Consider the following 14,522-nt stretch of genomic DNA (forward strand, 5'->3'; position numbering starts at 1 on the left):
CTTGCGCGCCCGATGTAAGCCCTGATGCAGCCGCCCGTCCCCGCCGCCCTGCTCCTCACTGCACTCGTCTTCGCCGCCGCGGGCGTCGCTTTGCCGCGGCAGGCGGCCGGCCAGGCACAGGCCGGCAGGGCAGCGGCGGAGGGACCGACGCCGGCCGACGCGGCGGCGCGCGCGCAGCGGCTGGTCGATAAGCAGACGCGCGAGCGCGAGCTCAAGGAGATCGAGACCAAGCTGCAGACCAATGCCGAGGCGCGTGCCAAGCTTGACGCGGAGATCGCGAGCATCCGCTCCGACCGTGCCCAGCTCAACGCCGCCCTCCTCGACACAACCGCCAAGGTGCAGGCAACGGAGGAGCGCATCTCGGCGCTCGACGATCGGCTGATGGTGCTGAACGACAGCGCCGCCGCGATCCGCCGGTCGTTCGAGAGCCGGCGGGCGGTGATTGTCGAGGTGCTGGCGGCGCTCCAGCGCATGGGACGACGGCCGCCGCCGGCCGTGCTGACCAGCCCGGACGACATGCTGGCGGCGGTGCGCACCTCGATCCTGCTCGGCGCCGTGGTGCCGGAGTTGCGCGCCGAGACCGAGACGCTCGCCGCCGATCTCGGCGAGTTGGTACGGCTCTCCGACAGCATCAAGGCGGACCAGGCGAGCCGCCGACAGGAGCTTGAAGCCATCGTCGAGGAGCGCCGACGGCTCGCCTCGCTCATCGACGCGCGCCAATCGAGGCTCACCGATGCGGAAAAGAATGCGGCGAGCGAAAGCGCCCATGCGGAGGCCCTCGCCAAGCAAGTGACCTCGCTCAAGGATCTGATCGGCCGCCTGGAGACGGAGCTGAGCGCGGCGCAGCGCAACGCGGAATCCGCGCGCAAGGCCGAAGAGGAACTGAAGGTGGCGCGCGACAAACTCGCGTCCCTCGCCTTCAAGGATCCGGCGCGGCTGGCGCCCAAGATCGCCTTCGTCGACGCCAAGGGGCAACTGCCGCTGCCGCTCGGCGGCAGCACGGTCACCAGCTTCGGCAGCGCCGACGGAACGGGCGGCAAATCCCAGGGCCTCACCATTTCGGGCCGTGCCGGCGCCATCGTTTCGGCGCCTTGTGATGGTTGGATCTCGTTCGCTGGTCCCTTCCGCTCCTTCGGGCAACTCTTGATCATCAATGCCGGGGGCGGATATTATGTCTTGTTGGCTGGCATGGATCGGATCAACGTGAGTCTCGGTCAGTTCGTGTTGGCCGGCGAGCCTGTCGCCGTCATGGGAGACGCTGTCGCGCCATCGCGCGGCGGCGGGGCAGACGGACCTGATCTCTACGTGGAGTTCCGTAAAGACGGGGGGGCGATCGACCCCTCCCCCTGGTGGGCGAAGTCTCAAGGCGAAAAGGTTCGCGGATGATGCGGAAAGTTTCTATCCTGATCTGCGGTGCGATGATGGGCGCCGGTGCCACGCTCGTGGCCACACAGACGCGGCTGATGTCTACGACGAGCGCGGCTGCCGCCTCCGCCGAGATCTACCGCCAGCTCAATCTGTTCGGTGACGTCTTCGAGAAGGTGCGCACCGACTATGTCGAGAAGCCGGCCGAGGGCAAGCTGATCGAGTCCGCGATCAACGGCATGCTGTCGTCGCTGGATCCGCACTCCAGCTACATGGATGCGAAGAGCTTCAAGGACATGCAGGTGGAGACCCGCGGCCAGTTCGGCGGGCTCGGCATCGAGGTGACCCAGGAAGACGGGCAAATCAAGGTCGTCACTCCGATTGACGACACGCCTGCCGCGCGCGCGGGCATCCTGACCAACGACCTGATCACCAAGATCGACGGCGAGCCGGTGCAGGGCCTCGCCCTCAACCAGGCCGTCGACAAGATGCGCGGCCCGGTCAACACCCAGGTCAAGCTGACGATCCAGCGTCCCAACCGCAAGGATCCGCTCGAGGTCACCCTCACGCGCGAGATGATCTCCATCCGCTCCGTGCGCTCGCGTGTGGAAGGCGACATCGCCTACATCCGCCTCACCCAGTTCATCGAGCACAGCTTCGACGACCTGAAGGCCGCGATCGAGAAGACGACCAAGGAGATCGGCGAGGACAAGATCAAGGGCTACGTGCTCGACCTGCGCAACAACCGCGGCGGCCTGCTCGACCAGGCCGTCTACGTGTCGGACGCCTTCCTCAACCGCGGCGAGATCGTCTCCACCCGCGGCCGGAACGCCGACGAGACGCAGCGCTTCAACGCCAAGGCCGGCGACGTCACCAAGGGCAAGCCGGTGATCGTGCTGGTGAACGGCGGCTCGGCCTCGGCCGCCGAGATCGTCGCCGGCGCCCTGCAGGACCACAAGCGCGCCACGCTGATCGGCACCCGCAGCTTCGGCAAGGGCTCGGTGCAGACCATCATTCCGCTGGGCGCCAACGGCGCGCTCCGCCTCACCACCGCCCGCTACTACACCCCGTCGGGCCGTTCGATCCAGGCCAAGGGCATCGAGCCCGACATCGAGGTGCTGCAGGACATCCCGGACGAGCTCAAGGGCAAGGACGAGACCAAGGGCGAGGCGGGGCTGAAAGGCCACCTGCGCGCGGCCAATCCGGACAAGGACGACAAGACGGAGGAGAAGTCCGGCTCGTCCGCCTACATCCCGACGGACCCGACCAAGGACAAGCAGCTCCAGGCGGCGCTCGAGCGCCTGCGCGGCGTCCAGTCGAGCGGCGCCCAGAAGGCGGAGAAGGCCCCCGTGCCGAACTGAGCCCCGGATCGCCGTTTGCCGTCGACACCGAAAACGGGCTTGCGCCCGTTTTCTTTGGCCTGCGCCGTCCCCACCTGATTGGCGGCGCGCTCATCGCCCGGCGCCGCCGGTAACGGCGCGCCCGCGCAGGGACGACCCTGGCGCGTGACTGCCACTGGACGGGACGGCCCTCCGCAATCAAGGGTCATCATGTCCTGGCTTCTCCTCCTCGTCGCCGGCCTGCTGGAAGTGGGCTGGGCGGTCGGCCTCAAGCAGACCGAGGGCTTCACCCGACCGCTGCCCACGGTGCTGACGCTCGCCGCGATGGCGGCCAGCATCGCGTGCCTCGGCCTCGCCCTCAAGGAGCTTCCGGTCGGCACGGCCTACGCGGTCTGGACCGGCATCGGCACGGTCGGCACCGTCCTCGTCGGCATCGCGGTGGCCGGCGACCCGGCTTCGGCGGGACGGCTCATCTGCATCGGCCTGATCGTCGCCGGCATCGCCGGCCTCAAGCTGACCGCTTGAGCGGCAGAGCCGGCGTTGTGAGGGGGCGCCACGCGTCGGAGCGTGTCCCGATCGGGTGAGATCATCCGATCGGGTAGACGTGCGTAGGCTCTGCGGGCACGTCCTGCGCGAGGGCGCCTTCACCCCATCGCGGAGCGCTCGAGCCTCGCCGCCGCTCGAGCGGGATGATTTTTCTTGGAATGCTATCCCTCTCTCTGCCTTGAGCATGATCCCGTCCAAAAACCGGTCGCCACTTTTTCCGACCATGCTCTACATGTCGCGGTGCCACTCCCGCTCGGCAGCCAGCGAGGCCACCATGTCGCGTCACGACGATCCTGCCCACCTGCCGTACCGGCTCTCGGCCGGCATCATGCTGCTCAACGCCGACAATCTGGCCTTCGTCGGCCAACGCCGGGCGGACGCGGGGCCCGAGCACGTCGACGACACCTACAGCTGGCAGATGCCCCAGGGCGGCATCGATGAGGGTGAGGACCCTTACATGGCGGCGCTGCGCGAGCTCTATGAGGAGACCAACGTCCGCTCGGTCTCGCTGCTGGCCGAGGCGCCGGACTGGTACGCCTACGATCTGCCGCAGGAGACCCTGCGCAAATCCTGGAAGGGTCGCTATCGCGGCCAGAAGCAGAAGTGGTTCGCCCTGCGCTTCCTCGGCACCGAGGAGGAGATCAACGTCGCCGCGCCGGCCGGCCACAAGCCCGAGTTCTCGGCTTGGCGGTGGGTGCCGGTGGCCAGCCTGCCCAGCCTGATCATTCCGTTCAAGCGGCCGGTCTACGAGAAGGTTGTGGACGCCTTCCTGCCCCTGGTCACCGGCGGCACAGGGGCCGGGCAGCACGGCAGCTGACGCCCGTGGGCGCGCCGGACGGCGTGGTCGGCCTCTCGCCGGCGCAGTCCGGCTCGCTCACGGATCGCCGAAGTCGGCCTCGCGATGGGCCGTGGCCCGCCGCGGCGCCGAGGATGGCGACAGCCGCCGCCCCAGAGCGACCACGAGCCGGCCGTCGATGACGGCGAGACCGGCTCCGACGACGGCTATGCCGATGCCATGCATGGTGGTCAGGGTCTCGCCGAACGCCGTCCAGCCGACCAGGAGCGCCCAGGCGGGGATCAGGAACGTCACCAGCATCAGGTTGGTGGCACCCGCCGTCGCCAGCAGACGATAGAAGACGATATAGGCCAGCCCGGTCGCCACCACGCCGATGCAGACGAGCGCGGCGATCGGCCCGGTGGCGGGCATGGGCAGCGTCCACGGCCGGTCGATGATCAGGGCGAGAGGGACCATCACCGCCGCGGCGGCGGCCATCTGTCCGAAGGCGGCGGCCATGGGCGCAACCTCCATGCGGCGAAACCGGCGCCCGTAGATGCCTGAACAGGCATAGCTGAAAGTTGCGGCGAGACACGCCAGCTCGGCCAACGCGCCGGGATGCAAGGAGCCGATCAGGGCGGCCCCCGGTGCGGCGGGCGTGAGAAAGCTGGGGCCGACGATCAGTACGACGCCAGCCATGCCGACCAGCACTCCTGCCAGTTCAGCACCGACAGCTTTTCGTCCGTCGTGAGCGCATGGGCAACCAACGCCGTGACCAGTGGCGTCGCCGCATTGAGGATGGCGGCGAGGCCCGAGGAGATCGCCGTCTGCGCATAGGCGAACAGGATCCACGGCACGACGTTGTTCCACAGCCCCATGGTGAAGAAGGCCCGCCACACCCGCCAGCCGCGCGGCAGCGCGCGGCGGGTGAGGACGAGTGCCACCACCAGAAACAGCGCGGCGATCGACACGCGCCCGGCCACGACGGTGATCGGCGGCAGCGCCGTGAGGACGACCTTCACGAGGGCGAAGGAGCCGCCCCACAGCAGCGACAGCGCGAACAGAAGCAGCCAGTCGCTGCGGCTCATGCGCGTATTGATGGCAACGGACATCAGGGGACAAGCCGGACGCAAACCAAGGGGGGCGAGCGTTAGCACGGGCGCCCACCCCGGGCACCCGGTTTCCTGCCCCGCAATTCGCGCCCCCACCGCGGCCCGCGACGGCGATCAATCGGACTTGGCGTTGCGGTTGGTGAAGCGGGCGTTGCCGAGCCCGGTGCCGATGGTCAGTACGCCCCAGTGCTCCACGTCCTGCATGAAGGGCGTCTGACTAAGGCCCTGCACGACGGCGTCGTTGTGCATGACCACGACGGTCTCATGATCGCCGATCGTGGGAATGGCCTCCGTCAGGCTGGCGGCAAGATTGAACCGGGAGCTCTCCCAATTGCCGGGCAGGTTCTGTCCGCCCCGGGCGATCGACCCGTCGGGCTCGATGACGCCAGGCACGCCGATACCGACCAGCGGGCAGAGGCTGCGTCCATCCTTGGCCGCGCTCTTGATGAGGCCGCGCAGCATGTCGACCAGCCGCTCGACCGCCTCCTCGCGCCCCGGCTTCTCCTCGCGATGGCGCCAGAGCTCGGCCTTCCAGACCTCTGCCTTGGACAGGTCGCGCGCCGCCTTGAGCTTGAGATCGACGATGCCGCAGCGGATGTTGGAGCCGCCGACATCGACCGTCAGCACGCTGTCGTGTCCCTCGTAGACCCACGACGGGGCAAGATGCGCGCACCCGATCAGGCCCGCTTCGTCCGGATGGTGGCGGATGACCTCGAGGTCGACGTCGATACCCTCGCTCTTGATCAGCACCGCGGCGCGGCCGACTGCCAGTTCACCGACGCGGCTTTCCCGCAACCCCCCGCCAACGACGATGCGCTGCGTGTCCGCCCACGGCTTGGCCTTGAGAAAGCGCCGGATGACATAGGCGAGTTCGCCAGCGAAATGTTCGACCGCCCCGTGCACGACGCCGGCGGCCTCGGGGTCACCGTCGCGCAGCACCTTGTCGAGCTTGCGCTTGCTGATCTTGGCGCTCGGAGTTTCGCCGAGCGGGTCCTCGTCGGTCTTCTTCAGCGCCTTGCGGATGTCGTCGAGCATGGCCCGAAAAGCCCGTCCGCTGGCCCGGTCGCCGACGAAGCCGTTCTTGTCCTCGACCTCCAGATTGTAGCTGTCGACGACGACGGCCGAGAGTCGGCTGGCGCCGTGGCCGGCAAGGCCCGACGACGCGGCGTCTCCGTTCGCTTCGGCAGGCTTTTCTGTCTTCGGCTTGTCTGTCTTCAGCTTGGCCATTTGTCCCCCGCACCCCGAACCAAACGTCGACCCGCCCGCTTAGTTCCGCGCGGCAGGCCGCCGCCCGTCACAGGCCCTTCAGGAAGCCCAGCAGCGCCTCGTTGACCTCGGCTGCTGCCTCCTGCTGCACCCAATGGCCGGCGCCCTCGATCACCACGCTGCCGCGCAGGTCCGGCACGAACTCGGCGAGGGCGCGCTCCGCGGCGCCGGCAAAGCCGCGCACCGGATCGCGCGAGCCGGTGATGAACAGGGCCGGAACGCCGATCGATGCATCCTGCCAGGGCGCCGAAAGCAGCCAGTTGCGGTCGATGTTGCGATACCAGTGGATGGGCCGGCGAAAGCCGTTGGCACGGAAGGCGTCGACGAACACGGCGAACTCGCGCTCGCTGATCCAGGCCGGCAGCGGACGCGGGTTATGGAGCTGCAGGAGCGGCTCGCCCGGCTTGGCGTAGAGCGACCAGCGGTCCGCTTCCCGCCCTTCCTCGGCGATGCCACCGAAAACGGCACGCATGGTGCGCTCGACGTCGACCTCGAATTCGGCCTCGACGCGCCCCTCGTCCTGGAAGGCGACGATGTAGAACTCGCCGAGCCCCTTCTCGGCGGTGATCTTGCGATAGCTGTCGATGGGCAGCTTGCCCGGCCGACGCGGCTGGAACGGCACACTCATGGCGCAGACGGCCTTGAACATGTCCGGGCGGATGAGCGCCGCCTGCCAGGCGACGGCGGCCCCCCAGTCGTGGCCGACGATGATGGCCTCGCGCTCGCCCAGGGCCTGCACGATGGCGACGATATCGCCCACCAGCTCGAAGACGCTGTAACGGTCGACGCTGTTCGGCCCGCGCGTGCCGCCGTAGCCGCGCATGTCTGGCGCAACAGCGCGAAAGCCGGCGGCCGCCAGCGCCGGCAGCTGGTGCCGCCAGGAATAGGCGAGCTCGGGAAAGCCGTGGCACAGCACAACCAGAGGGCCCGCATCACCGGCCGTAGACAGCGCGAAGGACAGTCCGTTCGCCTCCACGCGCGCATGCTTGATCTCGCTCACGTCCCGCTCCCTCCCGCCTTGGCCAGTTCGGCGTCACACCATGTGTCCCAGCGGATGGATGGCCAGGTCAAGCCCCGGCCATGTTCGGCTGACAGGGGGGCGTCGGCCGCCGCCTCATGCCGTGGGCGCGCGGCTGGCCCGCGATCTCAAGGCATTGTGGGCGCCTGCGGCTGTCGTAAGCTCAGGCAAATATAAGCATGCTCATAACAAGCACGACAATGAAGTGATGCCCCTGCTGCAACCAACCCTCGGCTTCGTTCTGCACGACGTGGCCCGTCTGCTGCGCAAGCGCTTCGAGCAGCGCGCCCGAGACCTGGGGCTGACCCGCTCGCAGTGGCAGTGCCTGGCATTCCTGGCGCCGAACGAGGGCATCCATCAGGGTGGCCTGGCCGAGATCCTGGAGGTCGAACCGATCACGCTCGGCCGCATCCTCGACAAGCTCGAGGCGCGCGGCCTCATCGAGCGGCGCTCGCACCCCACCGACCGGCGCATCCGGCTGCTCTATCTCACCCCGGACGCGCTGCCCCTGTTGGACCAGATGCGCGAGCTCGGCGACGTGACGCGCGCCGAGGCGCTCGAGGGCCTGAGCGATCCCGACCGCGAGCGGCTGATGGGCATGCTCACGCACATCAAACGGAACCTGGTCTCGGCCTGCGGCAAACCCGTGCGAATGAAGGAGGCGCGCCATGGCTAAGCGCCTGCTACACGGCGAGGCGCCCGCTGAGCCAGCGCCGCCGCTCAGTGACGGGCCGGGCGCCGATTGGCGCGCCCGCACGCCCCATGACATGTCGGGCCAGGCCAAGGCCGCCCCCATGAGCACCCCGGCGCGACAGCCGCCGGCCTCGCCGGCCCGGCCCGCCCCGGCGACGGTGGCCGAACGCCAGCCCGCCGAACCGGCAGCGCTGCGCCAGACGCCGAATTCGCCGCCGCCTGCACCCGCCGATGAGGCATCATTGGCGGCGGTGGCCGCCGGCAAACCCCGCCGGCGCTGGCTGCGCCCGCTGCTGTTCATGCTGCTGCCGGTGGCCCTTGCCGCGGGCGGCTACTATTACGTCGTCGGCGGCCGCATCATGGCGACCGAGAACGCCTACGTGCGTGCGGACATCGTCGGCGTCTCCACCGACATCTCCGGCATCGTCAAGGAGGTGAATGTCCGCGAGAACCAGCAGGTCGCCGCGGGCGACGTGCTGTTCAAGCTGGACAGCCTGCCATTCCGTCTGGCACTGACGCGCGCCCAGGCCCAGGTGGGCATCGTCGCCGACGAGCTGAAGGCGCTCAAGGCGAGCTACGGCGACATGCAGGCGCAGATCCGCCAGGCGCAGGTCGATGTCGACTTCTACACCCGCGAACTCGCCCGCCAGCAGGCGCTGGTCAGCCGCGCCGTCGCTTCGGAGGCGACCTACGAGCAGGCCCAGCGCAACCTGCAAGGCTCCCGCCAGAAGGTGGCCTCGCTCACCCAGCAACTCGCCGGCATCGCCGCCAACCTCGCCGGCGATCCGAATATCGCCGTCGAAAAGCACCCGCGCTACGTCGATGCGGTGGCGCAGCGCGACGAAGCTCAGCGCCAGCTCGACCACACGGTCGTGCGGGCCCCCTTCGCCGGCGTCGTCACCAATGTGCCGTCGCTCCAGCCCGGACAGTACCTGGCCTCGTCCACCGCCGCCTTCAGCGTCGTGTCGAGCGATCACGTGTGGATCGACGCGCACCCCAAGGAGACCGAGCTGACCTACGTGCGCCCGGGGCAGCCGGTGACCGTCAGCGTCGACACCTATCCCGGCGTCGAATGGCACGGCACGGTCGACAGCATCAGCCCGGCCTCGGCGGCGAGCTTTTCCCTGTTGCCGGCGCAGAACACCAGCGGCAACTGGGTCAAGGTGGTGCAGCGCATTCCCATGCGCGTGCGCATCGATACCGACCCGTCGAAGCCGCCGCTGCGGGCCGGCATGAGCGTGGTGGTGGAGGTCGACACCGGCCGCCCCCGCGGCCTGCCGGACGTCCTGTCGCGCTTCGAGAGACTGTTCGGCATCAGCCGGGCGGAGGGCCATCGATGAGTGCCGCGGCCGGGGCAATGGCGGGCCCTGGCGTCGCCAATCGCGGGGCGATCACCGCCTGCGTGATCCTGGCGGTGATCATGCAGGCGCTCGACACCACCATCGCCAACGTAGCTCTGCCCTACATCCAGGGCAGCGTGGCGGCCAGCGCCGACCAGATCAACTGGGTGCTGACCTCCTATATCGTCGCGGCTGCGATCATGACGCCGCCCTCCGGGTGGCTCGCCAGCCGCTTCGGTCGCAAGCGCGTCCTGATGGTCTCCGTAGCCGGCTTCGTCGTCGCCTCGGTGCTGTGCGGCGTGGCGCAGTCGCTCACGCAGATCGTCGGTTTCCGGCTGTTGCAGGGGTTCTTCGGCGCGGCCCTGGTGCCGCTGTCGCAATTGATCCTGCTCGACATCTACACGCCCGAGGAGCGCGGCTCGGCCATGGCTCTGTTCGGGGTGTCGGTGATGGTGGGCCCCGTGCTCGGCCCCGTCATCGGCGGCTGGCTGACCGAGAACCTGAGCTGGCGCTGGGTTTTCTACATCAACCTGCCGCTCGGCGTGATCGCCCTCCTCGGCATCTCGGCCTTCGTCACCGAGCCCCCCCTGGAGCGCGTGGCCAGGTTCGACTGGTTCGGCTTCGGCAGCCTGTCCGTCGCGATCGCAGCCCTCCAGGTGGCGCTCGACCGCGGCGAGCACCTGGACTGGTTCGGCTCGCGCGAGATCATCCTGGAGTCGGTCATCGCCGCGTCGGCCTTCTACATCTTCCTGGTGCACACCTTCACGGCCAAGAATCCCTTCGTCGATCCGACGCTGTTCAAGGACCGCAACTTCTCGCTCGGCATGCTGTTCATCTTCATCGTCGGCGTGACCTATCTGGCGTCGCTGGCGCTGATGACGCCTTATCTGCAGACCTTGATGGGCTATCCCGTCGTCACCGCCGGCATCGTCCTGGGGCCACGCGGCCTCGGCACCATGCTGTCCATGTTCATCGTCGGCCGCCTTATCGGCCGCGTCGACATCCGCCTGCTGCTGGCGCTGGGCCTCGGCCTTTCCGCCTGGGCCATGTACGACATGACCGGCTGGACGCCGGACGTGTCGCAATGGACCATCGTCAGCACGGGCTTCCTCCAGGGGGCGGGCCTCGGCTTTCTGTTCGTGCCGCTGACCACGGTCACCTTCGCCACGCTGCCGGCCCACCAGCGCGGCGCAGGCACCGGCCTCTACAACCTGTCGCGCAACATCGGCTCGGCCATCGGCATCTCCGTGGTCATCGCGCTGCTCACCCGCAACACGCAGGCCAACCACGCCGACATTGCCGCTTACGTCACGCCGTTCAACCGCCACTTCCTCGATCCGTCGATCGCCCACGCGCTCAGCCCCTACACCCCTGCGGGGCGCGCCGCGCTCGACGCCATCGTCACCACACAGGCGAACATCATCGCCTATATCAACGACTTCAAACTGTTGATGTTGATGTGCCTGGTCGTGATGCCGCTGCTGCTGCTGTTTCGCGAGACGCCCAACGCGGGCGGCTCATCCGACCACGCGGTCGTCATGGAATGAGCGGCGCCGGGCCGGCATCGCCCCGGCCGGCCGGAGCGGTCTGGATGGAGTCACCCCATCACCGAGGAGCGCTCCAGATCTTGCCCGATCACGTCGGCCGTCAGCCAGCGGCGCAGCACCGCGACCGCCGGACCTGCCTCGGCGCCGACGCGACAGACGAAGTCGTAGCGCAGGCCCGGTAGCGGCGGCCCGAAGGGCTGCACCAGCGCGCCCGAGGCGAGTTCGGCGGCGACCAGGGCGAGGCTGAGCAGGGCGACACCCTGGCCGGCGATCGCCGCCTGGATGGCGCTGTTCTCGTCGCTGAAGACGATGCCGGCCTCCGGATCGAGCCGGCCGGCAAGGCCCGCTGCCCGCGCCCACGAGCGCCAGGTGGGGACGCTGAGCCGCGCTGCTGGCCCCCATTCGAAATGGATCAGGTTGCTCGCGGCCAGATCCTCCGGTCCGCTCAGGTGCAGATGCGGGCTGCACACCGGCGCGAAGCTGTCGGCCAGGACCGGGTGCGCATCGAGCCCGGGATAGGGGCCGAGGCCGTAGCGGATGGCCGCATCGGCCTCACCGGCGGAGAGATCGACCGGATCGTCGGAGGCGTGCAGGCGCAGGTCCCAACCCGGATTGAGCCGGCGGAAACCGGCGGCCCGCGGCACCAGCAGCCGTGCCGTGAAAGCGACGGTCGCCGACAGGGTAGCGACCGCCCGGGCCGGACGCCCAGTCGCGGCGACCGCATCGGCCATCATGTCGAACGCCTGGCGCAACTGCGGATAGAACGCCCGCCCCTCCGCGCTGAGCACGACCTGGCGGGTCTGGCGCTGGAACAGCGAGACGCCGAGCCCCGCCTCCAGCTGACGGACCTGATGGCTGATCGCCGTCGGCGTTACCCCGAGCTCCGCCGCGGCCCGCTTGAAGCTGCCCTGGCGCGCCGCCGCTTCGAAGGCGCGCAGCGATCCCAGTGGCGGCAGACGGCGCATCGGCTCCTCCCCTCACCGCGGTGTGCAGCACCCGTGATAGGTGATCTGAGATCATCTGTCGAATGAGAACTTGGCGTTTGTGAAACGGGAGATATTGACCCACTTCTGCACTTGTCCGGACGGACCCACAAGGTCCTACGGATGAACCCGCTTCAACTAAGGATTGTTGCCGATGGCTTGGCTCTTTCTGGCCGCCGCCGCCGCTTTCGAGATCCTCTTCGCCTTGAGCATGAAATACGCCGAAGGCTTCACCCGCCCGCTGCCGACCGTCGTCACGGTGGTCGGCGTCGTGGGCGGCATCGGCTTCCTGACCCTCGCCCTGAAGACCCTGCCGGTCAGCGTCGCCTACCCGGTCTGGACCGGCATCGGCTCGCTCGGGACCGTGTTGCTCGGCTTCGTGCTGCTCGGCGAACCGCTGACGTGGCCCAAGCTCTTGTCGGCCCTCGCCATCGTTGGCGGCATCGCCGGGCTCAAGGCGGCTTCGGCCTGATCATTCCCCTGGAGGTAGACCCCATGTCGACCGTTCTTCACCTCGATGCCAGTGCCCGCCTCACGCGCTCCGTCAGCCGCGCCCTGTCCGAACGCTTCGTCGGCGCATGGCGCGCCGCCCGCCCGGGCGATGCCATCGTCCGCCGTGATCTGGCCGTCGATCCTCCGCCGCACGTGAGCGAGGCCTGGATCGCCGCCGCCTTTTCGCCGCCGGGGGCGCGCAGCGCCGAGATGCAGGCGGCGCTGGCCTGGTCCGATGCCGCGATCGACGAGCTCGTGGCGGCCGACGTCGTGGTCATCGGCACGCCGATGTACAATTACGGCATGCCGAGTGCGCTGAAGGCCTGGATCGACCAGGTGATCCGCGTCGGCCGCACCTTCTCCTTCGACCTCGCCCGCGGCGACCACCCGATCCGGCCGATCCTGAAGGGCAAGCGGCTGGTGGTGCTCAGCGCCCGCGGCGAGTTCGGCTTCGCCCCCGGCGGCGCGCGCGCCGCGCTCAACCACCTCGATCCTCACATGGCCGTATGCGCCCCCTACCTCGGGGCGGCCGCGGACGCCGTGTCGACGGTCACGGTCGAGTACCAGGAGTTCGGCGATGCGCGGCACGCGCGCTCGCAGGCGGATGCCGAGGCGCAGGTGATGGCGCTGGTCGAGGCCATGGCCACGGGGGCAGAAACGCGGGCGGCCTGAGCGCCGCCGTGTGGCACACCCGGCTACCAGCGCAGCAGACGCGGCCCCAGCAGGGCGCCGAGCAGCGTGGGAATGGCCATACCGAGGCCGTACCAGATGAGCACGAACGGCATGCCGGTCTCGCCGCAGGAGACGGCATAGACGAACGCCGCGAGCCCGCCGGCGGCGAGGCCCGCGGCCGCCCCCGCCCAGGCCAGCCGCGTCGGCGCCAGCGCTCGCATGGCCCACAGCGCGCCCGCCAGGATGGGCAAGGCGAGCAGCATGATCAGCCATGGGCAGACCGCGGCGGTGCCGCCCATCACCAGCTGGCGATGGGCCGCCTCCGGAGTGGCGGCGAGCTCGGCGGCGGCGAGCACCGCCATCGCTAGCACCGTCGCGGCGACGATGAAGACGGAGCGGCGCGCGCTGAGATCCGGGCGCGCCAGGCGCCAGGCGGCAACGATGCCGGCTGCTGCGAGCAGCCCCGAGAAGGCGAACTTCACCCAGAACGACGCGGTTTCAAGTGCCGTCGTGAAGTCTGGTCGGGGGCCCCAGGCGATGAACGTCGCCACGGCCGCGACCGCGACACCGACGGCCAGGCCGAGGCCGAGACGCCGCGACGCGAAGGCGCGCGGCACCGGCGTCACGCCAGCCGCCAGGGAGTCGATGAGGTCTGCGGTCGAGATCAAGGCGCGTTCGGTCCCTTCAACCGTCGTGAGAGCAGCTTCAGGCCGCGATGGATGGCCACCTTCACGGCCGATTCCGAAACCCCTGAGGCGGCCGAGACCTCGGCGACGGAACGACCGTCGAGCTTGACGGCGCGGATGAAGCGGCGCGGCTGCGGCGGCAGTCCTTCGAGCAAGCGCTCGACATCCATCCGCGCGTCGGTCGGCGCCGATTCGTCCGCCGCTAGCAACTCGGCAACGTCCTCCGTCGAGACGGTCGGCCGCGCGCTGCGGGCGCGGAAATGGTCGATCAGCTTGTATCGCGCAATGGCGTGCAGCCAAGCGGTGAAAGGGCGCGCCGCATCATAGGTGGAGCGCCGGGTATGCACTGCGATCAGCGTCTCCTGCACGAGATCCTCGACCGCAGCCTGCTCCGGGCCCAGCCGCCGCGCGTAATAAGCGCGCAGGCGGCCGCCGAGGTCCGTCAGCAGCGTCCGGTACGCCTGCTCGTCGCCGGCCAGCGCCGCGATCATCAGTGCCCTCAGCCGCTCTTCTACCGCCTGCACGGAGCCTTGGTCCTTGTTCGGCCGAACACCGCCGGAGGTTACAGGCGTGATCGGCGTTTGGGCCAGAGTCATAGCGCCGCGCCGTTGCTATCACGAGGCCGTGACCCGGGTAACCCCGGCCGCCGGCGCTGCGAACTGGTCTTCCATGGGCGGGCACGAGCCC

At 69.2% G+C, this 14,522-nt stretch carries 16 protein-coding genes; 9 read left to right on the forward strand and 7 right to left on the reverse strand.

Going from position 1 to position 14,522, the window contains the following annotated elements:
* Window positions 1-24 precede the first annotated feature (24 nt).
* The 4 genes from IEW34_RS00465 to IEW34_RS00480 all read left to right on the forward strand — a co-directional run bounded on the left by IEW34_RS00465 (window position 25) and on the right by IEW34_RS00480 (window position 4,068).
* Window positions 25-1,386, forward strand: coding sequence for a murein hydrolase activator EnvC family protein (locus IEW34_RS00465; protein WP_188607177.1), 1,362 nt, complete (start codon window positions 25-27; stop codon window positions 1,384-1,386).
* Window positions 1,386-2,726, forward strand: a complete 1,341-nt coding sequence (locus IEW34_RS00470) for a S41 family peptidase (protein WP_188607178.1) — start codon at window positions 1,386-1,388, stop codon at window positions 2,724-2,726. The genes IEW34_RS00465 and IEW34_RS00470 overlap by 1 nt, the downstream gene beginning before the upstream one ends.
* A 189-nt stretch (window positions 2,727-2,915) precedes the next feature.
* Window positions 2,916-3,230, forward strand: coding sequence for a quaternary ammonium compound efflux SMR transporter SugE (sugE, locus tag IEW34_RS00475; RefSeq protein ID WP_188607179.1), 315 nt, complete (start codon window positions 2,916-2,918; stop codon window positions 3,228-3,230).
* 295 nt (window positions 3,231-3,525) lie between these two features.
* Window positions 3,526-4,068: an RNA pyrophosphohydrolase gene (locus IEW34_RS00480; protein WP_188607180.1), complete on the forward strand. Its 543-nt coding sequence runs from the start codon at window positions 3,526-3,528 to the stop codon at window positions 4,066-4,068.
* 57 nt (window positions 4,069-4,125) lie between these two features.
* Here IEW34_RS00480 and IEW34_RS31015 read toward each other — a convergent pair whose 3' ends face one another.
* The 4 genes from IEW34_RS31015 to IEW34_RS00495 all read right to left on the reverse strand — a co-directional run bounded on the left by IEW34_RS31015 (window position 4,126) and on the right by IEW34_RS00495 (window position 7,404).
* A complete protein-coding gene (locus tag IEW34_RS31015) occupies window positions 4,126-4,725 on the reverse strand; it encodes an EamA family transporter (RefSeq protein WP_308424347.1) in 600 nt (199 codons plus the stop codon).
* Window positions 4,707-5,138 carry an EamA family transporter gene (locus tag IEW34_RS31020; protein WP_308424348.1) on the reverse strand — a complete coding sequence of 144 codons (432 nt, stop codon included), beginning with the start codon at window positions 5,136-5,138 and terminating at the stop codon, window positions 4,707-4,709. Before IEW34_RS31020 ends, IEW34_RS31015 begins: the two co-directional genes overlap by 19 nt.
* 114 nt (window positions 5,139-5,252) lie before the next feature.
* A complete protein-coding gene (locus tag IEW34_RS00490) occupies window positions 5,253-6,365 on the reverse strand; it encodes an ROK family protein (RefSeq protein ID WP_188607181.1) in 1,113 nt (370 codons plus the stop codon).
* A 67-nt stretch (window positions 6,366-6,432) separates the two neighbouring features.
* Complete coding sequence (locus IEW34_RS00495; RefSeq protein ID WP_373288171.1) at window positions 6,433-7,404, reverse strand: alpha/beta fold hydrolase; 972 nt, start codon at window positions 7,402-7,404, stop codon at window positions 6,433-6,435.
* Between the two features lie 226 nt (window positions 7,405-7,630).
* Here IEW34_RS00495 and IEW34_RS00500 point away from each other — a divergent pair, with 226 nt between their 5' ends.
* From IEW34_RS00500 to IEW34_RS00510, 3 genes are all read left to right on the forward strand, one after another.
* A complete protein-coding gene (locus tag IEW34_RS00500) occupies window positions 7,631-8,098 on the forward strand; it encodes a MarR family winged helix-turn-helix transcriptional regulator (protein WP_188607182.1) in 468 nt (155 codons plus the stop codon).
* Window positions 8,099-8,216: 118 nt separating this feature from the next.
* Window positions 8,217-9,455, forward strand: a complete 1,239-nt coding sequence (locus IEW34_RS00505; protein WP_188607908.1) for an HlyD family secretion protein — start codon at window positions 8,217-8,219, stop codon at window positions 9,453-9,455.
* Window positions 9,452-11,002 carry a DHA2 family efflux MFS transporter permease subunit gene (locus IEW34_RS00510; RefSeq protein WP_188607183.1) on the forward strand — a complete coding sequence of 517 codons (1,551 nt, stop codon included), beginning with the start codon at window positions 9,452-9,454 and terminating at the stop codon, window positions 11,000-11,002. The genes IEW34_RS00505 and IEW34_RS00510 overlap by 4 nt, the downstream gene beginning before the upstream one ends.
* Window positions 11,003-11,052: 50 nt before the next feature.
* Here IEW34_RS00510 and IEW34_RS00515 read toward each other — a convergent pair whose 3' ends face one another.
* Window positions 11,053-11,967 carry a LysR substrate-binding domain-containing protein gene (locus tag IEW34_RS00515; RefSeq protein ID WP_188607184.1) on the reverse strand — a complete coding sequence of 305 codons (915 nt, stop codon included), beginning with the start codon at window positions 11,965-11,967 and terminating at the stop codon, window positions 11,053-11,055.
* 172 nt (window positions 11,968-12,139) lie between these two features.
* Here IEW34_RS00515 and IEW34_RS00520 point away from each other — a divergent pair, with 172 nt between their 5' ends.
* The gene (locus IEW34_RS00520) at window positions 12,140-12,457 is read left to right on the forward strand and encodes a DMT family transporter (RefSeq protein ID WP_188607185.1); all 318 of its coding nucleotides are present in this window, start codon (window positions 12,140-12,142) and stop codon (window positions 12,455-12,457) included.
* 23 nt (window positions 12,458-12,480) lie between these two features.
* Entirely contained in the window at window positions 12,481-13,149 is a 669-nt protein-coding gene (locus IEW34_RS00525) for an FMN-dependent NADH-azoreductase (protein WP_188607186.1), read from the forward strand.
* 23 nt (window positions 13,150-13,172) lie between these two features.
* Here IEW34_RS00525 and IEW34_RS00530 read toward each other — a convergent pair whose 3' ends face one another.
* Window positions 13,173-13,817 carry an NrsF family protein gene (locus IEW34_RS00530; protein ID WP_188607187.1) on the reverse strand — a complete coding sequence of 215 codons (645 nt, stop codon included), beginning with the start codon at window positions 13,815-13,817 and terminating at the stop codon, window positions 13,173-13,175.
* On the reverse strand, window positions 13,814-14,359 hold the full coding sequence (locus IEW34_RS00535; protein WP_280516245.1) for a sigma-70 family RNA polymerase sigma factor: 546 nt from the start codon (window positions 14,357-14,359) through the stop codon (window positions 13,814-13,816). The genes IEW34_RS00530 and IEW34_RS00535 overlap by 4 nt, the downstream gene beginning before the upstream one ends.
* Window positions 14,360-14,522: the final 163 nt, after the last annotated feature.

The organism is Chelatococcus reniformis (assembly GCF_014640075.1).
Lineage (GTDB): Bacteria > Pseudomonadota > Alphaproteobacteria > Rhizobiales > Beijerinckiaceae > Camelimonas > Camelimonas reniformis.